The following is a 25,592-nucleotide window of genomic DNA, read 5'->3' as shown; positions in this document are numbered from 1 at the left end:
CGACGTCAGACCTGCATGATCTCTGCCTGCTTGGTCTCAAGCGCGGCATCAACGGATTTGATCATTTCATCGGTCAGATCCTGAACTTCTGTTTCCCAGAATTTCTGATCGTCCTCGGAGATTCCGTCGGCTTTGGCCTTCTTGATCTGATCCATTCCGTCGCGACGCACATTGCGGATCGAAACGCGGGCGTGCTCGGCATATTGCCCTGCGACCTTGCCCAGTTCGCGGCGCCGCTCTTCGTTCAGTTCCGGGATCGGCAGCATAATGATTGTGCCGTTCAGCTGTGGGTTAATTCCCAAACCACTTTCACGAATTGCCTTTTCGACCTTACCGACAAGACCCTTGTCCCAAACATTCACCGTGACCATTCGAGGTTCGGGGACATTTACCGTTCCAACCTGATTGATCGGGGTCATTGCGCCGTAGGCGTCTACCATGACCGGCTCAAGCATCGAGGCTGATGCCCGCCCGGTCCGAAGCGAGGCGAATTCGGTTCTGAGGTTTGCCATGGCGCCTTCCATGCGCCGTTTAAGATCATCGGTGTCCAGTTCAAAATCGTCAGACATGCTGCTCACTCCCCGTCTTCAGGTCCTGTTTGCATGGCTCATAAGCCATCGCAGTTGGGATGTATAGCAATGATGATGTGGAAATGCGCCAATGACCAGAGGAGTTTCCGGCTTTTTCAGGACGTTTCTAACAGGAAAAGACCGGTCAGCACGCGGGCCAACCGGTCTGGCAGAACAGTTTTTAATCAGGCATTTACGTCGACAACAACGCGCCCTTTTACCTTACCCTTAAGAATATCCGCGCCCAATTGTGGCAGGTCACTTAGGGTCGCTGGGTGCACCATCGCGTCCAACTTGTCCATCGGCAGGTCAGTTGCAATACGTTGCCACGCGCGCAAACGGTTTTCGTATGGCTGCATCACGCTGTCGATGCCCAGCAAATTCACGCCGCGCAACAAGAATGGAATGACGGTTGCAGGCAACGCTGCCCCACCCGCGAGGCCAACCGCTGCGACCGAAGCGCCGTACTTCATCTGCCCCAGAACGCGCGCCAGCATCTCTCCACCAACTGCGTCGACACACCCTGCCCAGGTTTCGCTTTCCAGAGGGCGCTTGGTTGTCTCGTTCAACTCCTCACGGGGTACAATGGTCGTGGCACCCAGGGATTTCAGATACTCCCCGGTTTCCGGCCGTCCGGTCACTGCTGCAACCTCATACCCCAGATTGGCCAGAATAGCCGTCGCGACCGAGCCGACACCACCAGCAGCGCCGGTTACCAGAACCGGTCCGTGGTCGGTTTTCATCCCGTGATCCTCAAGCGCCATGACCGCCAACATCGCGGTGAATCCGGCCGTGCCAACAGCCATCGCCTGCCGTGTATCAAGACCATCTGGCAAAGGCACCAGCCATTCAGCCAGGGCATTGGCCTTCTGCGAGTAGCCACCCCAATGAGCTTCACCTACACGCCAGCCCGTCAAAACCACCTTGTCACCCGCCTTGTAGCGATCATCCGACGACGCCTCCACCGTTCCAGCGTAGTCAATTCCGGGCACGTGCGGGTATTTTCGCACCAATCCACCGCCTTTCGGCGACAAACAAAGGCCGTCCTTGTAATTCACCGTTGAATACTCGACCGCGACCGTGACTTCACCATGGGACAGATCGTCGGTAGACAATTGTTTGACCGAAGGACTGGCAAGCCCGCTGTCTTCGTCTTTTTCCATAACCAATGCGTTAAACATCGCTTTTCCTCTCGTTTCCGCGCTCTTAGGCCTTGTATCTCATCCAGCTTTAACGTCCTGCATGATCTGCGAAGCGACATAGATACAGTTTCGTCTTGCCATCAGATCCAGAACCGTTCCTGTACAGTGGCACTGCGTATGCCGTCTGGTGTTTCAACCTCAACCACTGTCCCGGCGTCCCAATGACTGAGCCGCAACATGCCAATCGAAACATTGGTTTCAAAGTCAGGAGACCAAGCGGCAGAAGTTACTTGCCCAACACGTTTTCCGTTCGCGAACACCGGCCACGGTCGATCACAGGGTGGTACGGCATCGCCAGCGATTGCAATGGGACGAATCTGTTGGACAGGACCTTCTTTAGCCACGCGCAACAACGCATCCCGCCCGATGCAGCCGATGGCAGTATGCGTATTGCAAAACTTGCCCAGTCCACATTCATGTGGGGTATTATAGTCAGTCATATCGTTTCCATAAGACAGCAGCCCACCCTCAATCCTTTCAATCAGATTGGGGCAGCCCGCGCGCACCTGCAGGTCTTCACCTGCCGCAAACAGCGCGTTCCACAGCGGCATACCAATGTCCGAGCCTTCGACGTAGATCTCGAACCCGCCCTGCTTGGAGTACCCCGATCGCGCCACCGCCAGATCCCGGCCTTCAAACTGGAACATATCAAACTTGAAAAATCTGATATCGCGCACCCTGTCTCCGAAAACCCGCGACATCAATTCATCCGCTTTTGGTCCTTGGACCGCGAGTGGTGATACGTCCGGTTCATCCACCAGAACATCCAAGCGATATCCGTTGGCAATTCCTTTAACCCAGAGCAGCAAGTCACTGTCTGCAATGGAAATCCACCAACGATCATCCGAAAGTTTGACGGCCACGGGATCATTCAGCATACCACCCGTTTCGTCAACAATCGGAACGTAGTAGCATTGCCCCGGCAGCATCCCACGTAAATCGCGTGGGGTCAGCATTTGCATCAAACGTGCGGCGTCCGGACCACGCAGTTCAACTTGCCGTTCGCAAGATACATCCCACACCTGAACATGGCTTTTGAGATGACGATAGTCCGCCTCAATGCTTTCGAAAACGGTGGGCAGCAACATTCGGTTGTAAACCGTATATCCTTTGACCCCAGCAGCCTCGACACCGTCTGAAAACGGGGTGCGCCGCAATCGACGGGACAGGGAAATCTGTGCCATTCAAACCTCCAGGGGCAAAAACATCCAATTACGTACGGGTGTTGTACGTCCTGTTTGACTCAGTCTCTCATGCTTTCCGCCAAGCCAAGGGATTTGTCGGTGAAACACGGCGCTGATTTCTAACGGTAGCTGTAAACTGGACGCTGTAAGATATCCGTTCAAACTCCTGTTTATAAACGGATTACGCTGTGTCTTGGTCGGCTTGCACATCCAAGAGATCATTACTTGGGTCCATGCCAGTCTATCGGACATATCTCAGCTGACTTACCACCGAAATCCCACACGCGACCATAGTCACGCACCTTAGATTTGGTGCCCCGCGCAACAATGATATCCGGACCCATCCAGTATTTTGAGTTCGAAACCATCACAGGGTGATCGGCATCTTTACCTGCCAGCATCTCGATCTCTCCCTGAATCTTTCGCCCGATCACAATGCGGCGCTTTGTGCCATCCCGTTCAATCTGAACCGGTGCACGTTCAGCGCCCATGATCTCACTGACCAGCATGGTAAAGAGGCCAGTAGTTCCGCCGGCTTGACCGCTGAAAATCTGCAACAGTCCGTTATAGGCCTTGCCGCTGGCGCGCTCGTCGACATATGCGGCCACTTTCCACTGTCCTTCCCCCATCCGACCGGGAATATCGACCAGAAGCCCGACATTCAGCCCAGACAGGTCCTCACCTTCAAAGTGACCTTCATCAATGATGACACCCATCCACGCGTGGCAATGCCCTTCGGTCGGCGGATGTGCGCCAAGTGATACAACACACGGGCAAAACACATCGCAGGAGCAGTTTAGGATCAACTCGCCCTTGATAGCCCACTCAGTCGGGCTCATCTCTCTGCGCTTGGGATTCGGCATTCGGCTGTCGATACGCTGACTGATTGGTAATCTGTCAGCATCCGGTTTCCTGTTTTTTGCCATTGGCTTATCCTCCGAAAGTAATGGGATAGATGAGCAGGACGAGTCCGCCTGCGATAAGAGCGAACCCCAACGGTCGCGTGATCACGTGCCCGATCTGGGGCAACTTTTCCAAAACCATAAAAAACGTCGCCAGTCCCATCCATAGCAGGCTCATGACGCCACCAACAAAGCCTAGCGCCATAAAGCCCCAACAACAGCCGACACAGAAGGCACCCAGTCCGACACCCATGCGAAGCCCTCCGACGAAGCCAGTTCGCCAGTGTCCCAGGAAATACGTCATAGGTGCGTGGCAGACACCGTGGCAGACCTCTTTCGCACGGGTGAACTGGAATGCGCCAACCGCGATCATCAGGCCGCCCGCCACGACGCCGGATTTTGCAATCCCAAGCATGTCGACGACACCACCAAACAGCAGGACCAGCTGAACGCCGGCAATCAACGCGGCGAAACCAACCCACACCGCCAGATAACCGCCCAAAACGCCAAGCCAGCCCGCGCGCGAACCGTTTGCGCTTTGGATCAGGTCCTCATAGCTGCGCAGGGTCGGCACAACGGTCGGAAGCATCATCGCCGCCATCATGATGGCCCACATCCAAAACAATGGACCAAATTCTGCCATGGGCATGTACATGTCCATGCGCGGGTCCATTGCCGCCATGGCCTGACCCATTGGTCCCGGACGTCCGATCCAATCCAGATCCATTTCGCGGCTCATGGTGAACATCATCCACCACGACCATAAGATCAGGACATAAAATCCCAGCCAAAATCCACTACGTAGAACCGCGCGACTCACGTCTTCCTCCCGACTCAGTTCTTGCTTTTGAAATGTCAGACTTTTAAATGTCAGACAAATAAAAAGTCACGTGTGGTCGTCATATTATGAAAACTAACTCTCAGAGACCGGCGGATTTGTCCGCACAGATTGCGCAGGCCATTCGCGATGCAATTGTCTCGGGCGAATTGATCGTGGATGAACGTCTGCCGTCTGAGGCAGAACTGTCGGAGCAGTTTCAAGTTTCGCGCCCTACTGTGCGCGAAGCTTTGAAACGCTTGGCGGCGCAGTCCCTGATCCGAACGCAACGCGGTGCAAGTGGCGGTGCGTTTGTAAACCGCCTGAGCTTTGAAGGCGCGTATTCTCAGCAAATCACGACCTCGACCCTGTTGTTGTCAATGAATGCAGTGAGTTTTGATACTGCGTGCGAGGCTCGGTTCGCGTTAGAGCGCGCGTGCGCACCCTTATCTGCAAAGCGTCGCACACCAGGACATCTGGCGACGATGCGAGAGGAGATTCACCGCCAATCGCAACCGGACCTGACCGATGAGGCTTTCTGCGCCTCTGACGTGGCGTTTCACCGCGCGCTCGTCGATGGAGCAGGTAACCCAGTGCTGTCCTATCAATTGGCCGGGGCTGTTGAGGCCATGCAACCCTTGATGAACATGATCACATTTACTGCCCGATCGCGCGAGGTAATCATCGGTCTGCACAACCAGATAGCAGACGCATTGGAGGGAAGTGACGCGCAAAACGTGGATGCAGCGTTGGTTGAGCTTGAAAACTATACTCGACAACTGGCGCAGGATGTCGCGAAACAACGCAGAAAACCTGAATAGGAAAAATGAGATGACAAATGTCTTTAATGTAATCGCGGCGCTCTTGACCGTCGGGTTCGGCTTGTTCGGTTTTCTCGCGCCGAGTTTTACGGCAACTTCTTTGGACCTTGCTCCAACGAACAGCACCATGGGGCTAAGTGAGATGCGGGCCTCGGTCGGAGGATTGTTTGTCGTCACCGGACTTGCCGTTATCTGGCTGAATAATCCAATGGCCTACGCCATGCTGGGCGTTGTCTATGCGGGCGCGGCCTTGGGGCGCTTTGTTTCGGTTGTTCTGGACAATCCACCACTGGTCAAGGCGATGACTTTCGGAGGCATTGAACTGGCCTTAGCGTTGTGGCTGATTCTGGCCAACATTAGCAGAGACATGTAACCTCATGTTTTCAAAGCTTTGGGTGTTGGAAATTCGACAATTGCATCCGCGCCACCGCTCACCTATATAGAAGGGGTCCTTCGGGACTATGGACATAAACGCGCTCGTAATAAGCGGATCGGACCCGGGGGCGGTACCCGGCGGCTCCACCAAATATCCTTCGTTTGGGGATTATGGGGCCGAAATAGGATCGACGAACGTCTAAAGGGGTTAGCTTTGTCTCGGCTGTCTGCCACCGTTACCGGCGAAAATAGTACAATTGCAAACGACAATCGTGCTCCGGTTGCAGTTGCTGCGTAAGCAGTAACAAGACCGAAATCTAAGCCCTTGCGCCTAGCCGCGTAAGGCGGGGTTCGCAGGTACCTGGCAACAGAAACCTGCATTTTCCCCATAATGTCTGTGGTTTAATAGTTCTCGTGTTCGCGTTTATCGTTCTTTTACTCTCGTGTCCCATTCTAAGGCTGACATAAAAAGGAGAGCGGGGATGCCACACGCGGATCTACTCAGGAACTGGTTTGCTGAGGTTTGGGAAAACGGAAATACGGACGTCATCGACCAATTCTTTGCTCCGGACACAGTGGCCGAAGGATTGATTCCCGAAATGCAGGTCGGCTCGGATGAACTGAAGGATCTCGTAACGGCGTTCCGGCACGTTCTTGGGGATATCAAAGTCGAGCTTCCAAAAATTCTGGAAGATGGTGATTGGGTTTCCGCAATCGTTCATCTAAAGACGACACGCGCGGACAATGGTGCCCCTTTGCAAGCTACCGGCAGCGTTATTGCGCGCGTAAAGGACAATCACGTGGTCGAAGCGTACAACCAGTTTGATTTCATATCCTTGTTTGAACAACTGGGCCAATTCCCGAAGGATACTTTGCCTGTTTGCATGACAGGTCAAAGGCTGGATTGGGCCTGATCGCAATCTTGACCCGTTCCGCGGTTGACCGTAAGCAAACCCTGCGGGGTTTGATTGCGAACGCCCCGCTCATTTTGAAGAAGGTTCGCATGTGTCCCTTGAAACCACGAGACATGCTGTGCCTTCCACGGACCTAATTGCTCAGAACCAATGGAAATATTTGGTCGGTGCAGGGTCGGTTCCGAGAGTCAATTCTATCCTCCAGCTGTCGGATTGTGTCACTGAAACGCAGTTCACTTCCACCCGCGGCAAAGCCTCACAGATTGCTTGGGCTAGTGATACTCACAACACTACCGCAGCCCTAGAAAATGACAGTTCGGTGGCGCGTTGGGTGGGTTTACCACAGCTTGGAAACGATAGGCGCCCGCACGAGCGCAGCAGTAGCCGCATGAGGTGCTGCACGTTCGGCGAAATCAGCAACAGAGATTACTGTCAGACGGACCACCTGTCATGACTCCATCACTTGCTGATCTTGTTCGGGTGTTCGGGCGTATTGGGTTGCTTTCGTTTGGCGGTCCCGCGGCGCAGATTTCATTGATGCATCACGAATTGGTTGAGCGGCGCCCGTGGCTCGACGAACAGACCTATCTGAGGGCGTTGTCGCTTTGCATGCTCTTGCCCGGGCCTGAGGCGATGCAACTTGCAACCTATGCCGGCTGGCGGCTGCGTGGCGTGAGTGGAGGTTTGATCGCAGGCACCTTGTTCGTGCTGCCAGGAGCCATGGTAATAGCGATCCTAGTTGGGCTTTACGCCGCCTATGGAAACCTTCCCTTGGTGCAAGCGGGCTTTTTGGGCGTGAAGGCCACCGTGATCATCATTGTGTTGCAAGCCGTCAAAAGGCTATGGGGCAAAGCACTCACAGACAGATGGCACCGGGCTGCGGCAGCACTGGCCTTCATCGCCATCTTTCTGTTGGACCTGCCCTTTCCTTTGATCATTTTGGTCGCTGCAATATTGGGTTACGCCAAGTTTAACGGCGAGACCGAGACCGCAAATCAATCTCATGCCGTAAAGACGTCAGGTATGTTTCAAACTGCCGTCCTGTGGCTGGTTCTATGGTTGGGGCCGCTGGTGGCGTTGACTTTGTCAGGTCAAAAACTGCTCAGTGACTTGGGATGGTTTTTCGCCCGCTTGGCTGTCGTGACATTTGGCGGTGCTTACGCGGTGCTGGCGTATATGACGCAGACCGTTGTGGACAAGTATCAATGGATCACCACAGACCAGATGATCGATGCACTTGGGCTGGCTGAGACGACTCCCGGACCATTGATCCTGGTGACGCAGTTTGTCGCTATGTTGGCAGGTCAGATCAACGGCGGTGCGTCATTGGCCTTAGCCGCAGGCTTGGTTGCGCTGTGGGCAACCTTTGTTCCGTGCTTTCTTTGGATTTTCCTTGCGGCACCTCATTTAGATCAATTGGCCACCCGCCCCCGCTTGTCAGCGGCGCTTCACGGTATCACTGCAGCCGTCGTAGGTGTGATTCTCAACCTGTCCGTGTGGTTTGGCCTGAACGTTCTTTTTCAAGAGGTCCCTGAGAAAACCTGGGGACCACTCTCCGTTCCATGGCCCGACATCGCTAGCATTAACCCAACTGCGCTGATCTTAACTATTCTTGCTGCGTTGCTGATTTTTAAGTTTAAATTTGGGATGGTCTCCGCTCTGGCATTCATGACAGGGATCGGTGTAGGGCTGCATTTTCTTTAAACAATACTCGCATACCCGGTCTTTCGTTTCCGTCGAAATTCCCTATGCTGAGGGCAACCACTTTTGAGGATGACACATGTCGCAAGACATCGACTATGGGAACCTGATGCACACCGCGATGCGCGGGCTCATCAAGACGGTTTTAACCAGTGTGGCCAAAAACGGCCTGCCGGGCGCACATCATTTCTTTATTACCTTTGATACCCGTGAAGACGGAGTACAGCTTGCTGATTGGTTACGTGAACGTTATCCCGACGAAATGACCATCGTGATGCAGCACTGGTTCGAAAACCTAGAGGTCGGAGATGACGGGTTTGCAATTACGCTGAACTTTGGTGACGCGCCGGAACCGCTGTACATTCCGTATGCATCAATCAAGACCTTCGTAGATCCGTCGGTTGAATTTGGGTTGCGCTTTGAAAGCCCCGAAGAGGAAGATGAAATCGAAGCTGTTGTCGAAGAGGATACAATCGAGGTTGAGGAAGAACCCGAACAGCAAGATGCTGAAGTTGTATCGCTGGACAGCTTTCGCAAATAGCGACCAATTAAGTTTTACTGCTTTTTCAAAAACGTCTCGACAGAGCGTGACTTAACCCCGTTGCGGAACCGCGAAAAAGACAAGTTGAGCCCGCCCTCTGCCAGCGTTCGGTCATACTGCTGCAATTCGTAACCGCCGGTCTCGTCGATAAACAGCGAAAATACAGTCAGCGTGTCACCGTCGATCCGACCCCAGACAAACGGCTCGCCCTGCATCGGGTCAAGCGGAACTTCATGACCGAAGACGTTGTGCTTCATGGCGGCAGAGAAAACATCAACCCGGTCGGATTGTTTGAAATCTACCGAAAATTTTTGAGTTTTGATCCGACCATCGGCTTTGTATGTGGTCGTCGTCCAACTGACGTTAAAGCCGTTTTTCCGCTCTTGAATTGATACGCTCATATCTCGCGGCGTTTCGGTTCCGTCATCGTCCACCATATTTGCCGAGCCAACGTAATCACCGATAAAAGGTGAGATATCAGCGGCATGACTTGGACGTCCGTTCAAAACGACAAGTAAAAGAACGCCGATACAAAGAACGAAGAATTTCAGGGGGTAAGTCCGAACCAACTCGCTCACCTTAGCCTCCATTAAAGTGATCTTTTTTATTGTAGCTTACACGCAAGCACGCACAATGCGATTCACGCGAAAAAATCACCTAGTCTTCCACCTATACCTCTGGTGTCCTTAAGTTTATGGTGCGCGAAACTGGCCGATTGCACCTATGCCCTCTTACGGGTAAACGGCATGCAACTGTATACACGACGGAGTAACAGATGTCTCAAACCCGCACTGAATCCGATAGTTTTGGCCCTTTGGAAGTCCCCTCTGACAAGTATTGGGGTGCGCAAACTCAACGTTCGATCATGAATTTCCCGATTGGCTGGGAAAAACAACCTGTCGCTATCGTGCGCGCATTGGGCGTGATCAAAAAAGCGTGTGCCATGGAAAACAAGTCCATCGGGAAGCTGGACGCAAGGATCGCGGACGCAATCATCCAAGCCGCGGGTGAGGTGATCGACGGCAAGTTTGACGACAATTTCCCTTTGGTCGTTTGGCAAACGGGATCGGGCACGCAGTCAAATATGAACTCAAACGAGGTCATCGCCAACCGCGCGATTGAGATTCTGGGGGGTGTTATCGGCTCTAAGGACCCTGTTCATCCGAACGACCACTGTAACATGGGGCAATCATCGAACGACACGTTCCCAACTGCGATGCACATAGCCACAGCCATGAGTGTACGCGACGTGCTGATGCCGGGTCTCGAAAAATTCGCCTCGGCGCTGGAAGCCAAGGCAAAAGAGTTTGCAGGCATCATCAAGATCGGTCGGACCCACACACAGGATGCAACGCCGCTGACGCTTGAACAGGAATTCGGCGGTTATGCACATCAAATCCGGCAGGGTATTGCCAGGGTCAAGGCCTGTATGCCCGGTATCTATGAACTGGCACAAGGCGGCACCGCCGTTGGGACCGGGCTCAACACCCATGGTGGCTGGGATGAAGCCGTCGCGCAGAACATGGCTGAGATCACCGACCTGCCCTTCATCACTGCCCCCAACAAGTTTGAAGCGCTTGCGGCGCATGACGCCATGGTTTTCCTGTCCGGTGCTTTGGCGACGGTTGCAGGCTCCTGCTACAAGATCGCAAACGACATCCGGTTGCTGGGTTCGGGCCCGCGTTCGGGACTGGGTGAGTTGATCCTACCGGAAAATGAGCCCGGCTCTTCGATCATGCCCGGAAAAGTAAACCCGACGCAGGCGGAGGCGCTTACGCAGGTGGCCGCGCATGTCATTGGTAACGACGCCGCGATAAAATTTGCCGGCTCGCAAGGGCACTTCCAGTTGAACGTCTATAACCCGATGATGTCTTACAACCTGTTGCAGTCCATCCAATTGCTGGGCGACGCGACCGACAGCTTTACCGAAAGGATGTTGATTGGCATCAAAGCCAACGAACCGCGCATCGATAAGCTGATGAAAGAGTCTCTGATGCTGGTGACTGCGCTGGCACCGACCATCGGTTATGACAACGCTACGAAGGTCGCCAAAACTGCGCATAAGAACGGCACGACCCTCAAGGAAGAAGCCATCGCGCTGGGTTTTGTGGATGAAGCAACTTTTGACGCTGTTGTCCGCCCCGAACATATGATCGGTCCCAAAGACTGATGGGAAAGCCGGTCAACCTGAACCGGTACAGAAAACAAAAAGCGCGGGCTCAGAAAAAAGCCCGCGCAGATCAAAACGCTGTCAAGTTCGGACGCAGCAAGGTTCAAAGGGTCGAGGAAGAATTCGATCAGAACAAGCAGCGCCGCGATCTTGATAATCGTGAGCTGGACGAATGAGCGGTCGGCCGGTCAAACGTTCACTGACCCTGAAAGGGCATCGCACCTCTGTTTCTCTTGAGGACGAGTTTTGGCAGGCATTCCGCGAAATTGCCGATCAAAAAAATATGGCAATCAATACCTTGGCCGCTGAAATTGACGTAAAGCGTGATCCAAATATTGGCTTGGCATCTGCGATCCGCGTGTTTGTCCTGAATTGGTATCGCGCCTAGCCAGCGTCCTTCGCCTTCCGCATCTTTCGACCCCGTTGGACGACTCGAACATCTGCAGCTGGATATTTGACGGTCTTTGCCTTTCCTCAACCCTTTTCAGTATAAATACTCTCCGGTAACATATTGTAAAAAAGAGAGAATTATAATGACAAAGACCGAAAAACACGCAATTCTATTGGATCGACGCGTGGAATATTTTGTCGATATTGCCCCCCAACGCAGCGTTGAATTCACTATCCGATTGCTGTTTCGATAGACCTTCGGTCAAAGCACGTGAAAATGAAGCTATCATTTTGCCGTTTTGTCCCAGCAGGTCACAGGCTTGCTGCGTAGAATATCCACCGGACAGTGCCACGACACGTAAGACACGCGGGTGATCAGCCACCTCATCAAAAAGGTTCGCTTTACTGGGGATCGTCAACTTCAGCATGACCTCCTGGCCCTCGTCCAATTGGTCGAGATTCTTCAAAATTTCGGCTTTCAGGATGTCTTCTGCTTCGGCTTTGGTCGCAGAATTGATGTTGACTTCAGGCTCGATAATCGGAACCATGCCGGCCGCAACGACCTCGCGGGCCACGTCGAACTGCTGGGCGACCACTGCTGCGATACCTTCAGCGTTGGCTTCGTGAATGACAGAGCGTTCCTTGGTGCCGAACACATCCTTTGTCTTTGAAAGGGTATCTGCCAGACCCGGTATCGGTTTCATCAACTGAACACCGTTAGCTTGTTCTTCCAAGCCTTTGTCAATCTTGAGGAATGGAACGATACCCTTCTGCGACCAAAGATAGTCGGCGACATTGCGGCCCTCGATCTCTTCTCCGAGGGTACGTTCGAACAGGATGGCACCAATGACTTTGTCCTTGGTAAAGTCGTCAGCCAATATGATACGCGCCCTCATTTTCTGGATTTCATCAAACATCTCTTCCTCAGAGTTGTAATCCGACGCCTGAACCCCATAGAGACCCAGCGCTTTGGGTGTCGACCCGCCACTTTGATCCAGGGCTGCAATGAAACCCGCGCCATTGGACATCTGCTTGCGCTGTTCTGCTTTGGACATAACCATTTCCTGTTCAACGATGATTCCGCATTTTTTATTCGCATACAGCAACGTGACGGACGATGGTAGGATGTTAGCGCTCAACCAAGCGCAACCAAATTCCGTCCTTCGAGCGCACGGTCAGATGTGCCACCGGAACCGGCGTGCGCCCCTTAACCAGTTCGAACCTAAAGTTCCGTAAGAGCATCGAAAGCAGCAAGGGCCCTTCGACCATCGCAAACCCGGCGCCAGTGCAGACACGCGGGCCGGCAGAGAATGGGATGTAAGCGTTGCGCTGACAGGTTTTTCCGTTTTCGGTGTGCCATCTGGTGGGATCAAAGTCATCCGGCCGGTCCCACAAACGCTCCTGTCGATGCAGATGCCATGGGCTGATTATGATTTGTGAGCCCTTGGCGACCTCCCGATCCCGGAACCGTTCTGGGCACGACGCCTCTCGCACCATCATCGGTACCGGTGGATAAAGCCGTAGAGCTTCACGGAAAACATCCCGGCTGAGTTTAAGTTTCGACAGACTGCCAAAACTGGGATCGTCCAAAACAGCGGCCTCAGAAAACAGACGGTCCTGCCATTCAGGATAAAGCGCCATCAAGTACAGTGTCCAAGCCAGCGCGGACGCGCTGGTTTCATGACCGGCGAGAAAGAAGATGGCCACCTGATCCACCATCTCATTCGTATCAAAGCAACGCCCGGTTTCGGGATCCGGTGTAGTCATGATCTTTGTGGCCAGATCATCCGGTGCATGTCCTGCAGCGATTTGCTGTGCGCGTTCGGTCGTCATTTGGCCGATCAGTGCTCTAATCTCACGCGCGTTTCGGCGCGTACTGCCTGCGTGCAATCTTGGCATCCATCGCGGCATAGGAACGAAGGCCGCAAGGTTCAGCAACGGTTGTTGCCGCTGATACGCGCGGAATTTTTCAAAGACCTGTGCAGCCACCTCATGCTGGATGGGCACCGAGAAAAGCGTTCGAAAGATCACATCCGCCGCAGCGTGGCTGGTGATTTCTTCACATTCAACCACTTTGCCGCCCTGCCCCCTCAGGCGCGCGACGCAAGCTTGTGCCGCTTGTAGCATGGCCGGAAAGGTGTCTTTCAACCGCCCGCCCTCAAACGCAGGATCGATAATCCGGCGCTGACGTTTCCATTTGTCGCCGTTGGTCAAAAAGACCGACTCCCCAAGCAATGGGCGCAACCCTTCGCTTATGCGCCCAGATTTGGGAAAATCGTCTGGGCGCTGTCTGAGGACCGTATCCACAAGCTCGGGCTGGTTCATAAGGTAGGACCGAAAGAAGGGCGTGCGAAACTCGGCCATCCATGCGCGATAGAGACGCTGAGGTTGAGCCGACAGCAGGTCTTTGCGAAACAATTTCAGATAGCGCCACAGCGAGACGGTGTCCGATCGCGATGTTGGCTTTGGTGGCTTCATCCGCGCACCGACCGGTATTTCGAAACGGCATGGTCAATGCGTGACTTCGACGGGTTTCGCCCGCTGAATCGCTGGTCCAAGGTGAGCGGCCCGGCGGTGATGCGGAAATAATCATAAACGCCCGGTCGGTCGAACGCGCAAAGATACTGGAAATGCAGCTGAAAAAACCTCCAGCGCAGCTCCTGCCAACGCTCAGGCGACAGCGTCTGAGTGAAGGCCGCAGATAAAACCAACGGCCATCGTTTCTGGCTCGTTGCCACACCACTGACACTGACCGGATCGCACAACGCAAAGGCGCATCCATCACCGGGCGCTGAGATATCGACCCATGTGAGAGCGTCTTGGATTGAAAGAAATTGCAAGTCGGCCCGCAGATCTTGGGCGTCAGGAAGGAATGAAACCATTGGAACAACCTGTCCGAGCGTCAGCAACGACAGCTTTGGCCCATCCGGCGGCACGTCTCGGTCTCGGATCAATTGGGCCAATGTGATCACCCCAAGATGCGCCCCGGAAGAGTGCCCGACCACCAAAACTTCGTCCACATCGGTCTCAAGCGCCGCTCTGATATGATCCGTGAATTCGACAAGACGCTGCTTTAACTCAGTAGGAACAGCACCTCGCAAGGCCGCAGAATAGGCGTAGTCATGCATAAGGTAGTAGGCGAAAAGGCGGTTGTCTTTCTTGCGAAACCAATACAGCAGCGCCCATGCTGCGAAGATCGCTACAGCAGTTCCTGGCCAGCCCATGACGGGCCAGAGCAGCATCGTAATACCAAAGGCCAAAGCGAGTGCTAAGCCAAGCTGCACGATCAGCATGACAACAGGGTATAGTGCTGCAATCACTGGTCCCTTACGTAGGCTCATCAGAGATTTCAGGGCACCAGAGGCAACATAAATCCATGCGGTTCGAAAAAGCTGCAAATACGTAGCAGGGATCGAGGTTGCCATGCTGTCGCGCACGATATCGGACCAGAGCAGAACCTGAACGTCCGCCTCAACTTCAAAACCGTCCTGAACCGACTGAACATGCCATCCGTAAGTCGTGTCGCTCGGCTTCGGTGAAATCGAAATCTCGTACCCCGAGATCTTCGCCTGTATCTGACTTTCTTTGCGGTACAGCTCTCGGTATCGCCGCGGGTGAATGGGATCGTAGCCGGGAATGTAGAACACCCGACGCCTGCGCACCTGCGGCTGATTGTTTTGACTGCTCATGGCCTTACCTTCTGCTGCGCAGATTAGCGCAGCGTTGCTGACAAGGTAAGTCAGATCAACAGATCACCCAAAATTGGCCAATGCTGGGAAGGTCTCAAGCAGCCACCAACTGAATTCTGTAAATAGGCCTGTGATCAGCATAATACCCACGAAGAGCAGTAGCCCGCCCATGACTTTTTCGATCGTCGCCATGTGTGGCTTGATACGGTTCATTACCGACATCGACCGGTTCAGGAACATTGCGGCCAGCAAAAACGGAATACCAAGACCAGCCGCATATACGCCCAACAGCAGCGTACCGCGCGCAACCGATGCTTCCGACGCTGCCAAAGACAAGATCGCACCGAGTTGGGGGCCAATGCACGGCGTCCAGCCAAAGGCAAAAGCCAGACCAAGAATATAGGCGCCGAACACTGAACCACCCGAATCTCCGGTCTCGATCCGCGCTTCGCGATCAAGGAAGGGAATGCGGAAGACGTTCAGGAAATGCAAACCAAAGACAATGACCACAGCGCCTGAAAGCTTGGCGAACAGCACCTGGTTCTGCAACACAAACGCCCCAAAGGCGGATGCGGTAAAGCCAAGCAGCAAAAATACGGTCGACAATCCAAGCACAAAGAACAATGCCGTCAATGTTGCTTTGCGCCGCGCTTGCGCTTCGTCCTTCATCTCGTTGATTGAAACACCGCTCATATACGCCAGGTATGGTGGCACAATGGGCAGGACGCAGGGCGAGAGAAAGCTGATAAGCCCGCCGAGCATTGCGATGAACATGGCAGGAAGCAGGCCTGCGTCTATGATATCTATTCCGAACATGTTTCAGCACATAGGGTATCAAATTCGCTGCGTCACCGGGCCATTCGGTCACATCCTCGTGGTTGCGCGCTGGACACAAAGGAAAAGTGAAAATATCTGAGTGATATGTCTAATCCTACCGAAACACTCGACGCGTTGGGTCTATTGTGCCCCTTACCCGTTCTCAAAGCCAGAAAACGCCTTAAATCCTTGCCTGCAGGGGCTGTGCTGCGCGTGCTTGCGGATGATCCGGCCGCTATTGTGGACGTTCCGCATTTTTGCGCGGAAAGCGGGCATCAACTGCTTTCACAAGAGGATGCGGGTGAACACCAAGTCTATCTAATACAAAAAGCAGGTTAAGTCGCAGAAGCGATCTGATCTAAAAAAGGCGGACCCTGAGGCCCGCCTTTGCTAGTCACTGTCCCAAGGACCACCATCCGCGTCGTTTCGGTTTGGCGGGTTCTTCGGGTTGTTCCGGCTCGTCCGCAACAACTTCGAGCACCGGAGCAGACGAGTCTTTCGGCTTCGCGTTGGCCTCCGCTACTTCAACATTCTCGGTGATCGGTTCTACACCTTCGACGACTGCCGTTTCTGTCACCTCTTCAACCTCGGTGCTGCTTGACTGCACGATAGTGTCCTCAACAGCTTGTACTGGTTCAGGCTGTGCGTTTGCCGCGACTTGTTCGCCTTCGTCGGTGCGACTTTCAGCACCGACTTCTGCTGTTGGTTCCGCTGCAACTTCATCAGCCTGAGGCTCAGGCGACTCCGTAGCCGGGGTTTCCTCGGAAACGTCCGCCTGCTCGGCAGTTTTTTTGCGACTGCGAGGAGCGCGGCGCCGCTTGGGCTTTTCCGCTTTCTCATCAGAAGCTGTTTCTTCAACCTTGGTATCTGACGGGGCCTCTTCTGCCTTGGCATCAGACACTGCAGCATCATCTGAAGCTTCTGCAGCGGTCTCTCCGTCCTCAGCGCTGGTGTCAGGCGTATCGGAAGAACCGTTGTTTTTCTTCCGGCGGCGGCGACGGCGCTTGCGCTTGGGCTTGGTGTCCTCTTCGGTCTGAACCGCGTCTTCCTCAGCGGTTTCGTCATCGTCCGAGTCGACCATGTCCATCAAGGATGCGTCGACGGATATAACCGGCGCGCTTGCCTCGGGGACGACGCGGCTGGCGGTTTTGAACTTCTCCATCGAGAAATCAGGGCTGACCAAATGTATGTCACCCTCGATCCGAACTGACATACCGTAGCGCGCTTCGATCTGTGCAATGTGTTCGCGCTTTTGGTTCATCAGGAAATTCGAAATACCAACCGGGCAGCGCACCAGAACCTCGCGTGATCGGCGACGGGTGCCTTCTTCTTCGATCTGGCGCAGGATCGAAAGCGCCATGTTGTCGTCCGAGCGGATCAGCCCGGTACCGTGGCAATGAGGGCATGGCTGCGTCGTTGCCTCAAGCATTCCGGGGCGCAGGCGCTGGCGACTCATCTCCATCAGGCCGAATCCGGAAATCCGACCCACCTGAATGCGTGCGCGATCGGTCTTTAGCTTTTCCTTCAACCGCTTTTCGACGGCTGAGTTATTCTTGCGCTCATCCATATCGATGAAATCGATGACGATCAGGCCCGCAAGGTCACGCAGGCGCAATTGCCGCGCCACTTCTTCGGCGGCTTCAAGATTGGTCTTGAGCGCGGTTTCTTCGATCGAACCTTCTTTGGTCGCGCGGCCCGAGTTCACATCAATCGCGACGAGCGCCTCGGTAACGCCAATTACGATGTACCCACCGGATTTCAGCTGTACCGTCGGGTTGAACATTCCGGCCAGATAGCTTTCGACCTGGTAGCGCGCGAACAAAGGAAGCGCGTCTTCATAGCGCTTCACGTTCTTGGCATGGGACGGCATGATCATTTTCATGAAGTCTTTGGCGATGCGATAGCCGCCTTCGCCTTCGACCAGAACTTCGTCAATATCGCGATTATACAGGTCGCGGATCGACCGCTTGATCAGGTCGCCTTCTTCATAAATCTTCGCCGGTGCTATGGATTGCAACGTCAATTCGCGGATTTGTTCCCACATGCGCTGCAGATATTCATAGTCACGCTTGATCTCGGATTTGGTGCGCTTGGCACCTGCTGTTCGAATGATCAGGCCGGCGCCAGTAGGAACGTCGATCTCCGCCGCGATTTCTTTCAGTTTTTTCCGGTCCGGTGCATTGGTGATCTTGCGGCTGATCCCGCCTCCCCGCGCCGTGTTGGGCATCAGCACGCAGTAGCGACCGGCCAGAGACAGATATGTCGTGAGCGCTGCGCCCTTGTTGCCGCGCTCTTCTTTCACGACCTGAACCAGCAGAACCTGACGAACCTTTATGACTTCCTGGATCTTGTACCGGCGCGGGCGCGGCTTGCGCGGCGGGCGGATATCCTCGCTATCATCATCATCGGCCACCGACTCGATGCTGTCATCCTTGGCTGCCGCGTCCGAACGGGCGACGGTTTCAGCATCGCCATTCCCATCGGTCTCTTCGCTGGCTTCGTCAGCCGAAACATCCTCAGCATCCGCATCGGCTGTTTCAGGCTCGTCAGAATCGTCTAGAGCCTGAAGCTCATCATCCGCGACCTGCGTTTCCGGCTCAATCGGTGCCTCAGTGTCCACTGCGACAGCATCAATGTCCTCGCCCGCCGTGCCGGATTCATCGTCGATAGGCTCTTCTACCGGCGTCTCAGCGACATACTCCATAGGAGAGGTGCCCTCTGGGACGTTCAGATCAGGGCCTTCTTCGCCCTCATCCAGATCAATCGTTTCCATCCCGGTCGGTTCTGCCGACACGTCAATGGACTCGACGATATCGTCGGATTTTACATCCGCAGCCTTTGTGCGTGACCGCGAGCGCCGTTTCTTAGGCTTGGACTCTTCTGCTTCATCCCGTGCCTTCATGGCCTCGGCATAAGCACGTTCTTCTTCCATTAACGCTTCGCGATCGGCGACAGGAATCTGATAGTAATCCGGGTGAATTTCCGAGAATGCCAGGAATCCGTGACGATTTCCGCCGTAATCTACAAAAGCAGCCTGTAGCGACGGCTCGACCCGTGTTACTTTTGCAAGGTAGATATTACCAGCGAGTTGACGTTTATTTTCGGACTCAAAATCGAACTCCTCGACCTTGTTTCCGTCCACCACCACAACGCGGGTTTCCTCCGCGTGGGTGGCGTCAATAAGCATTTTCTTAGCCATGTTTCCTTGATGCACCGCGCCAAATGCGTTGTCCTTACCCGTCCGGGGGGACAGGCGCTTTTGGGGTGGTGTCTTGTCAGGGCGATATCGGACGGCGCGCGGCAGGGTCTGGCGCTGTGGCCCCCTGCCCGTAAACTCGATCGTTGCGCGCGCGTCATCGCGGTTCTTCTCCGACAGGTGCGATTTGTCGCGACCTGCCCATTTATTCCTTTCGCCCGCGTTTGCGGGCTCAGGCGTTCAACAGCCCCACTGGGGCATAATCGGTCTGCTTTACCTCGTGGGTTTCATCACCATCCGCGACAAAGCAGCGAAACTCAAAAAAATCGGGGCTTAAGGGCATAAAAACGCCCTGCCCGTTTCGACACCATAAAGGCAGTCTTGTGGAAAAGACAATGGGCAAACTGCGTTGCAACCGCGTCGACGCCACTGCGGCTCCACCCTTTGACTAAAAACATAACGGCTATCTAAGGCGTATGGACTGGTGTCTTGAGGGTGCCTGACTTTTCAACTCACAGGTAATCCGACCTTTGGAGGCTGTACTTCGCCATCTTCTCGTTCAATGTACGCCGCGGCAGGCATAGCTCCTCCATTACAGAAGCGATCGAGCCTTTGTGACGGCGCATGGTATTATCAATCAGCATCCGCTCAAATGCTTCGACATATTCCTTGAGCGGCTTACCCTCGGTCGTCATGACCGGCTGCATTTCCTCATGGTCAGACATCAGCAGCGAAGCAATCGTTCCCGATCCACGTCGTGACTGCAGTACGGCGCGTTCCGCGATGTTGATCAATTGGCGCACATTGCCTGGCCAGGGAGCCTGCAGCAGTTGCGCCGCCTCCTGAGCGCTGACCTGCGGTGCGTCGCAGCCATATTCTTCGGCGAATTGCTCGCTGAGGCGTGTGAACAGGGTCAGTATATCCTCTCCGCGCTGGCGGAGCGGAGGCATGGTGATGCGTAGCGCGGCCAGACGGTAGAACAGGTCGGGGCGTAGCACATCTTCGCTGGTCTTTCCTGCCTCTTGAAGGTTCGAAATCGCGACGATACGCGTCTCTGCCGGTGTACCTTGATCATTCATTACACTCAGCAAACGCGCCTGAAGCGTATCGCTGAGTGCTTCGACGTCTTCCAATACCAGGGTTCCGCCGCGCGCCTCTTCGATAGCGGGCAATTGCGCATCCTCGGGCATCATCGGCCCGAACAGGCGTTTGGATAGCGCCTCTTCCTCAAGCGCGGCGCATGATACCAGAACAAATTTCTTTCCGGCCCGGCTTCCCACTGCGTGCAGCGCATGCGCAACCAGCGTCTTGCCTGTGCCCGTCTCACCATCAATCAGAACGTGACCATCCGCCTGACCCAAATCCAGAATATCCTCGCGCAAGCGCTCCATCACAGGGCTGGCGCCGATCAGCTTGTTCATGATCTGGGTCCCGCCGGACAGTTCACGCCGCAGCGCCCGGTTGTCCAGCGTCAGACGACGCGCGTTGCTGGCACGTTTCGCCAGTTCCGACATGCGATCGGGGTTGAATGGCTTTTCCAGAAAATCAAACGCGCCAACGCGCATCGCTTCCACAGCCATCGGCACATCGCCGTGCCCAGTTATCATGATAACCGGCAGAGTGCTGTCCGCGCCCATCAGCTTTTTCAGCAGTTGAATGCCATCCATACCCGGCATCTTGATGTCGGATATCACGATACCCGGGTATTCCGGCCCCAAAACTTTCAGAGCGTCTTCGGCGCTTGAAAACGTTTCGGTGTCATATCCCGACAAGGCCAGCCACTGGCTGATCGACTGGCGCATGTCCTGTTCGTCATCCACAATGGCGATTTTCATGGCTTGTGCCATAGTCAATCCTCGTTACTCAGCGGCCGCAAGGCCGTCGCTTCCCAGTATCGGCAGCTGCATTTCGAACACAGCGCCGCCTTGCTGACTGTTACGTGCAGTTAGCCGTCCGCCGTGGTCGTTCACGATACCCGACGAAATGGCAAGACCCAAACCAACCCCGTCGCCGGGTTGCTTGGTGGTGTAGAACGGCTCGAAAAGGTTCTCGATATCTTCAATTCCGTAACCATTGTCGCGCACGGTCAGCACCGCCATGTCGCCCGCTGCCAGTATGATCTCAACATCCGGGTCCGACACAGACTTGGTGGCGTCCAACGCATTCCGCAAGAGATTGACCATCACCTGTTCGATCCGCATCCGATCCCCCATCACTATGACAGGTTCTTCCGGCAAAATCTGCGTTATTTTGACGTGTCGCTGACGCAGCTGTGGCTCCATCATCGACAAGGACGAGGCTAACGCTTCACCAAGGTTTACAGGGGAAAACGCATCTGCACCCTTCCGCGCGTAGGATTTAAGCTGGCGCGTAATTGCACCCATCCGCTCAATCAGGCCGTCGATACGGCCAAAGCTGGCCAGCGCTTCTTCCGGCCGGTTTCTACGCAGCAGCAGCCGCGCGCCCGCAAGATACGTTTTCATTGCAGCCAACGGTTGATTCAACTCGTGGCTCACAGCGGCCGACATCTCGCCCAGGGCTGCAAGTTTCGAGCTTTGCGCAAGCGTCTGCTCGGCAACTTCCAAGGTCTTTTCAACTCGCTCTCGCTCAGCAATTTCCCGCTGTAGCCGTGTGTTCAATGCGCGAAGCTCTGCCGACTCGCGCTGAAACAAAGTCATCCGGAACGTCGCCCGACGGCTAAGCGCGTAGAAGGCCAACGCCAGAAGAATCGCAAACCCCATGATCTCAAGCGCAAGAACGCTGTTCACCCTTTCGCGGATCGACGCATAGGTAGTGAAAGAAGTCATTTGCCACCCTCGGAACGGTATGCGGGTTTCCATCCGCATCACGGCCTCGCCTTGCAAATAGGCGTCGGGCGGCAGAGCGCTCCAGTCGGTGGTTGCCCGGATCGCACGTTGGATGGCCCCTTCCGGCGGTTGACGTTGTAGCGCCTCGTCTTCTTTGAGGCCGCGCCACTGAGGTTCGGTTGACAAAATAATGGTGCCAGTGCTGTCAGCTACCATCACTGCATCCGAAATTCCCGCCCAGGCCAGTTCGAATTTGCGCAAATCGACTTCAACCACGATCACGCCCAGTATTTCGGCATTTGCCTCAATACGGCGTGAATAGACAAAACTGTAGCCGCCGGACTCTTTTTCGATCACGGTAAAGATCGTTGAATTCGAACGCACCGCGTCAATGAAATAAGGAAAACTGCGATGCGCCTCACCCAACCGATTTCGATCGGTGGACGCGACCGACCGCCCATCCCCGTCCAACAGCATCAACGATGCGGCACCAATTTCTTCGACAAAAGAAATCAGGCGTTGCGTCGACAGCGAATAGTCACTGGATTGAAGCGCCGAAATCAACGTCGGATCGCGGGCGAGGAGTTGCGGCACAATTGAATTTCTACGCAGCTCGCTCAGAAGGTTGCCGGAATACAGGGCCAAACGCAGTTCGGCCCGATTACGCGTCGACTCGGTAAACCTGTCCGTCAAAAGCCTGTTCGTGATCCAGACTGTTGCCACCGCGGCGACCAAAAGCGCAATGACGGCAAGTCGCAGGCGCCACCCAAGGGGTGCGCCACGAAAGGGCTTTGTGAGATTGAACCCGCCAGAGCGTTCGTCGGAACTCATCCCCAGAAATTACGCGGGGATTGATGCAACCACAAGTCACGCGGGTGTAAGAACGCCCGACAATGCGCGGAACAACGCCGTTCCGTCAGTCCCACCATGACCCTCATCCGCTGCGCGTTCGGGATGTGGCATCATACCCAGAACGCGGCGGTTTTCGGAAAGAATGCCAGCAATGTCGCCAACCGAGCCGTTGGGGTTCTCGGTATAGGTGAAAGCGATCCTGTCTTGATCACGAAGTGAGGACAATGTCGCGTCATCTGCGAAATAGTTTCCATCATGGTGAGCAATCGGAATGCCCAAAACATCGCCGGCATTATAGCCTTGGGTAAAGGCACTGTCGCTGGTTTCAACCTTCAGACCAACCGTCTTGCAAATGTACTTCAAACCCGCATTGCGCAAAAGCGCACCGGGCAGGATACCGGTCTCGGTCAGGATCTGGAATCCGTTACAGATACCCACGGCATAGCCACCCCGTTCGGTGTGTTCTACCACCGCCTTGCAGATCGGAGATTGCGCGGCAATCGCGCCGCAACGCAGATAGTCACCGTAAGAAAACCCACCAGGGACGCCCACGATGTCAATCCCCTGCGGTAGCGCGGCGTCCTTATGCCATACCATGTCGACCTCAAAGCCCGCCTGTTCAAAAGCGACGGCAAGGTCCCGGTCACAGTTAGAGCCTGGGAAAACGATGACAGCAGCGCGCATTGCGAAGCCTCCGGGAAAAAGGGATTAGACCAGTTCGATCTCGTAACGCTCGATGACCGTGTTGGCCAACAGTTTTTCGCACATCTCGGTGATGTCAGCCTCGGTCGAACCGTCGGCCAACTCAAGATCAATCACCTTGCCTTGGCGTACGCCTTCGACCTGATTAAAACCCATTGCGCCCAATGCATGCCGCACAGCTTCACCTTGCGGATCAAGGACCCCGTTCTTCAGCATCACATGCACCCGTGCTTTCATTCCTGCAACTCCAGCTGAGGGCCAAGGTTTCAGGCCCGTTCCGTTGCGCGGGGGATAACGTGCCAAACGTCATTCGACAACCCTCGTCCTTGCATTGATCGTACTGGTTTTTTAACTCAGTTCCCGCCCGTCAGCCCAGGATATCGCGTATCGATGGCATTAAAGGTACCAGTCAGCACCATTTCAACGGCGACAGCGACAAGGATGATCGCCATTACGCGAGTGATCACATTGATCATGGTCGGACCCAGAAACCGAGAAATCGGGTCCGCGAACAACAAACCCGCTCCGACAATCGCGCAGGCTATCAGCACTGCTGAACCCAGGGTCACAATCTCGGCCCCGTCTGAAAGCGTATGCGCAAAAACGATAGTCGTAGCGATGGTTCCCGGACCAATCGTCAACGGAATCGCCAACGGCACCACGGCGATATTACTCTTCTTGGTATGGCCATGCTCTGCAGCCTTCTGATCCCCTTTCGGCGGATCAGACGCGTTCAACATGGTCATCCCTACCCCAAGAATTATCAGCCCCCCGGCGATGCGGAACGAGGGGATGTCGATCCCAAAAATCGCCAAAACCTCTTCACCGACCAGAACCGATATCAAAGCAACGGTCACAACGGTCCCGGTCACGATAAAAGCAACGCGCTTACGTTCGGTTGCCGAGTATCCTTCGGTCATGCTCAGGAAAATCGGAATACCGTATAGTGGATTAAAAATCGCCAGTAGCGCTGCAAGAAATTTTAGAAAAACTGCCTGATCAAACAATTCGGCCATGTTGGAACTGCCGTAAGTTGCACCTGTGCTGACAATGCGAAGGTCCCGCCGCCCTGTCAAACCACAAGGGCAAAAGAAACGGGCGCCGCTTGCAGAAAACAGCGCCCCAAGCAGGTTACGTTTATTAATGGTTTAGTTGATCAGCGTCGGCTTTGAGACATTGCTTTTCGGCAAAACACCCAGTCGCCGCGCGACCTCGGAATAGGCATCCGTCAGGTTCCCCAAATCGCGGCGGAACACGTCCTTGTCCAGCTTCTGACCAGTTTCGATATCCCAAAGGCGGCAACTGTCCGGGCTGATCTCATCAGCGACGATCAAACGCTGATAGTCACCTTCGTAAACGCGGCCAATTTCAATCTTGAAGTCGACCAAGCGGATGCCAACCGAGTACATCACGCCGCTCATGAAATCATTCACACGCAATGCAAGGCTCAGGATATCGTCCATATCCTGCTGACTGGCCCAACCAAACGCTGCGATATGCTCCTCTGAAACCAGTGGGTCGCCGAGAGCATCGTCTTTGTAGCAGTATTCGACAATGGGGCGCGGAAGCTGCGTACCCTCGGCGATGCCCAGACGCTTTGACATCGAACCAGCGGCATAATTACGCACGATTACTTCAAGGGGCACGATTTCGCAGCTGCGCACCAATTGTTCGCGCATGTTCAGGCGGCGAATGAAGTGCGTTGGCACGCCGATCTGGGCAAGACCGGTCATAAAGAACTCACTCAGACGGTTGTTCAGAACGCCTTTGCCATCAATCACGTCTTTTTTCTCGGCGTTGAACGCAGTGGCATCATCTTTGAAATACTGCACGATGGTCCCCGGTTCCGGCCCTTCGTACAATATCTTAGCCTTGCCTTCGTAGATTTTCTTGCGACGCGCCATTAGCGACCCTTCCAGTCTGTCGAGAGGGAATGACTCCCTC

The 25,592-nt window shown here is 54.6% G+C and carries 26 protein-coding genes and 1 other RNA gene; 10 read left to right on the top strand and 17 right to left on the bottom strand.

The features are described 5' to 3' along the window. Window positions 1-5 precede the first annotated feature (5 nt). The 5 genes from frr to ACXAET_RS04565 form a co-directional block, all read right to left on the bottom strand. Window positions 6-569: a ribosome recycling factor gene (gene frr / locus ACXAET_RS04585; RefSeq protein WP_475181783.1), complete on the bottom strand. Its 564-nt coding sequence runs from the start codon at window positions 567-569 to the stop codon at window positions 6-8. 185 nt (window positions 570-754) lie between these two features. Further along, on the bottom strand, window positions 755-1,750 hold the full coding sequence (acuI, locus tag ACXAET_RS04580; RefSeq protein WP_475181777.1) for an acryloyl-CoA reductase: 996 nt from the start codon (window positions 1,748-1,750) through the stop codon (window positions 755-757). A gap of 101 nt (window positions 1,751-1,851) precedes the next feature. Then, window positions 1,852-2,955: a dimethylsulfoniopropionate demethylase gene (locus ACXAET_RS04575; protein WP_475181774.1), complete on the bottom strand. Its 1,104-nt coding sequence runs from the start codon at window positions 2,953-2,955 to the stop codon at window positions 1,852-1,854. A gap of 221 nt (window positions 2,956-3,176) precedes the next feature. Beyond that, window positions 3,177-3,881, bottom strand: a complete 705-nt coding sequence (locus ACXAET_RS04570) for a DUF1326 domain-containing protein (protein WP_475181773.1) — start codon at window positions 3,879-3,881, stop codon at window positions 3,177-3,179. Between the two features lie 4 nt (window positions 3,882-3,885). Beyond that, entirely contained in the window at window positions 3,886-4,677 is a 792-nt protein-coding gene (locus ACXAET_RS04565) for a DUF2182 domain-containing protein (protein WP_475181771.1), read from the bottom strand. Window positions 4,678-4,763: 86 nt separating this feature from the next. On the opposite strand from ACXAET_RS04565, the gene ACXAET_RS04560 reads away from it, so the two are divergent. The 6 genes from ACXAET_RS04560 (at window position 4,764) to ACXAET_RS04535 (ending at window position 9,026) form a co-directional block, all read left to right on the top strand. After that, a complete protein-coding gene (locus ACXAET_RS04560) occupies window positions 4,764-5,495 on the top strand; it encodes a FadR/GntR family transcriptional regulator (RefSeq protein WP_475181769.1) in 732 nt (243 codons plus the stop codon). A gap of 10 nt (window positions 5,496-5,505) precedes the next feature. Further along, window positions 5,506-5,868 carry a DUF4345 family protein gene (locus ACXAET_RS04555; protein WP_475181765.1) on the top strand — a complete coding sequence of 121 codons (363 nt, stop codon included), beginning with the start codon at window positions 5,506-5,508 and terminating at the stop codon, window positions 5,866-5,868. Window positions 5,869-5,904: 36 nt separating this feature from the next. Further along, window positions 5,905-6,252: a transfer-messenger RNA gene (gene ssrA / locus ACXAET_RS04550) on the top strand. A gap of 100 nt (window positions 6,253-6,352) precedes the next feature. Then, the gene (locus tag ACXAET_RS04545; protein ID WP_475181761.1) at window positions 6,353-6,784 is read left to right on the top strand and encodes an ester cyclase; all 432 of its coding nucleotides are present in this window, start codon (window positions 6,353-6,355) and stop codon (window positions 6,782-6,784) included. A 450-nt stretch (window positions 6,785-7,234) separates the two neighbouring features. Next, window positions 7,235-8,488 (top strand): chromate efflux transporter, encoded by a 1,254-nt coding sequence (chrA, locus tag ACXAET_RS04540; RefSeq protein ID WP_475181760.1) that lies wholly within the window; start codon window positions 7,235-7,237, stop codon window positions 8,486-8,488. A 76-nt stretch (window positions 8,489-8,564) separates the two neighbouring features. Beyond that, the gene (locus tag ACXAET_RS04535; RefSeq protein ID WP_475181758.1) at window positions 8,565-9,026 is read left to right on the top strand and encodes an SspB family protein; all 462 of its coding nucleotides are present in this window, start codon (window positions 8,565-8,567) and stop codon (window positions 9,024-9,026) included. Between the two features lie 14 nt (window positions 9,027-9,040). Here ACXAET_RS04535 and ACXAET_RS04530 read toward each other — a convergent pair whose 3' ends face one another. Continuing rightward, window positions 9,041-9,604, bottom strand: coding sequence for a hypothetical protein (locus ACXAET_RS04530; protein WP_475181754.1), 564 nt, complete (start codon window positions 9,602-9,604; stop codon window positions 9,041-9,043). A 197-nt stretch (window positions 9,605-9,801) separates the two neighbouring features. On the opposite strand from ACXAET_RS04530, the gene fumC reads away from it, so the two are divergent. Genes fumC through ACXAET_RS04515 form a run of 3 tightly spaced genes read left to right on the top strand, consistent with a single transcriptional unit; the run spans window position 9,802 to window position 11,584 of the window. After that, window positions 9,802-11,196, top strand: a complete 1,395-nt coding sequence (gene fumC / locus ACXAET_RS04525; protein ID WP_475181749.1) for a class II fumarate hydratase — start codon at window positions 9,802-9,804, stop codon at window positions 11,194-11,196. Beyond that, complete coding sequence (locus ACXAET_RS04520; RefSeq protein WP_475181746.1) at window positions 11,196-11,372, top strand: DUF4169 family protein; 177 nt, start codon at window positions 11,196-11,198, stop codon at window positions 11,370-11,372. The genes fumC and ACXAET_RS04520 overlap by 1 nt, the downstream gene beginning before the upstream one ends. Beyond that, entirely contained in the window at window positions 11,369-11,584 is a 216-nt protein-coding gene (locus ACXAET_RS04515; RefSeq protein ID WP_475181742.1) for a ribbon-helix-helix domain-containing protein, read from the top strand. The genes ACXAET_RS04520 and ACXAET_RS04515 overlap by 4 nt, the downstream gene beginning before the upstream one ends. Window positions 11,585-11,756: 172 nt before the next feature. Here ACXAET_RS04515 and ACXAET_RS04510 read toward each other — a convergent pair whose 3' ends face one another. From ACXAET_RS04510 to ACXAET_RS04495, 4 genes are all read right to left on the bottom strand, one after another. Then, window positions 11,757-12,641, bottom strand: coding sequence for a fructose bisphosphate aldolase (locus tag ACXAET_RS04510; protein ID WP_475181740.1), 885 nt, complete (start codon window positions 12,639-12,641; stop codon window positions 11,757-11,759). A gap of 73 nt (window positions 12,642-12,714) precedes the next feature. Further along, window positions 12,715-14,064: a cytochrome P450 gene (locus ACXAET_RS04505; protein WP_475181736.1), complete on the bottom strand. Its 1,350-nt coding sequence runs from the start codon at window positions 14,062-14,064 to the stop codon at window positions 12,715-12,717. Further along, window positions 14,061-15,275: a hypothetical protein gene (locus tag ACXAET_RS04500; RefSeq protein WP_475181732.1), complete on the bottom strand. Its 1,215-nt coding sequence runs from the start codon at window positions 15,273-15,275 to the stop codon at window positions 14,061-14,063. The genes ACXAET_RS04505 and ACXAET_RS04500 overlap by 4 nt, the downstream gene beginning before the upstream one ends. A 63-nt stretch (window positions 15,276-15,338) precedes the next feature. Further along, the gene (locus tag ACXAET_RS04495; protein ID WP_475181730.1) at window positions 15,339-16,091 is read right to left on the bottom strand and encodes a cytochrome c biogenesis CcdA family protein; all 753 of its coding nucleotides are present in this window, start codon (window positions 16,089-16,091) and stop codon (window positions 15,339-15,341) included. A 105-nt stretch (window positions 16,092-16,196) separates the two neighbouring features. On the opposite strand from ACXAET_RS04495, the gene ACXAET_RS04490 reads away from it, so the two are divergent. Beyond that, window positions 16,197-16,430: a sulfurtransferase TusA family protein gene (locus ACXAET_RS04490; protein WP_475181727.1), complete on the top strand. Its 234-nt coding sequence runs from the start codon at window positions 16,197-16,199 to the stop codon at window positions 16,428-16,430. A 55-nt stretch (window positions 16,431-16,485) separates the two neighbouring features. Here the strand turns inward: ACXAET_RS04490 and ACXAET_RS04485 are convergent, their stop codons facing one another. The 7 genes from ACXAET_RS04485 to purC all read right to left on the bottom strand — a co-directional run bounded on the left by ACXAET_RS04485 (window position 16,486) and on the right by purC (window position 25,552). After that, a complete protein-coding gene (locus tag ACXAET_RS04485; protein WP_475181723.1) occupies window positions 16,486-19,290 on the bottom strand; it encodes an Rne/Rng family ribonuclease in 2,805 nt (934 codons plus the stop codon). A 509-nt stretch (window positions 19,291-19,799) separates the two neighbouring features. Continuing rightward, complete coding sequence (locus ACXAET_RS04480) at window positions 19,800-21,134, bottom strand: sigma-54-dependent transcriptional regulator (protein WP_170358340.1); 1,335 nt, start codon at window positions 21,132-21,134, stop codon at window positions 19,800-19,802. 12 nt (window positions 21,135-21,146) lie between these two features. Then, window positions 21,147-22,925, bottom strand: a complete 1,779-nt coding sequence (locus ACXAET_RS04475; protein WP_475181718.1) for a sensor histidine kinase — start codon at window positions 22,923-22,925, stop codon at window positions 21,147-21,149. A gap of 36 nt (window positions 22,926-22,961) precedes the next feature. After that, window positions 22,962-23,630 carry a phosphoribosylformylglycinamidine synthase subunit PurQ gene (gene purQ, locus ACXAET_RS04470; protein WP_475181713.1) on the bottom strand — a complete coding sequence of 223 codons (669 nt, stop codon included), beginning with the start codon at window positions 23,628-23,630 and terminating at the stop codon, window positions 22,962-22,964. A 24-nt stretch (window positions 23,631-23,654) separates the two neighbouring features. After that, complete coding sequence (purS, locus tag ACXAET_RS04465; protein WP_475181709.1) at window positions 23,655-23,885, bottom strand: phosphoribosylformylglycinamidine synthase subunit PurS; 231 nt, start codon at window positions 23,883-23,885, stop codon at window positions 23,655-23,657. A gap of 116 nt (window positions 23,886-24,001) precedes the next feature. Beyond that, window positions 24,002-24,664 (bottom strand): MarC family protein, encoded by a 663-nt coding sequence (locus tag ACXAET_RS04460; protein ID WP_475181705.1) that lies wholly within the window; start codon window positions 24,662-24,664, stop codon window positions 24,002-24,004. Window positions 24,665-24,796: 132 nt separating this feature from the next. After that, a complete protein-coding gene (gene purC / locus ACXAET_RS04455) occupies window positions 24,797-25,552 on the bottom strand; it encodes a phosphoribosylaminoimidazolesuccinocarboxamide synthase (RefSeq protein ID WP_475181700.1) in 756 nt (251 codons plus the stop codon). Between the last annotated feature and the right edge of the window lie 40 nt (window positions 25,553-25,592).

This window comes from Ruegeria sp. AWH4_226 (assembly GCF_056159225.1).
Note: the sequence above shows the minus strand (reverse complement) of the source record. Positions and strands in the feature narration are given on the sequence as shown.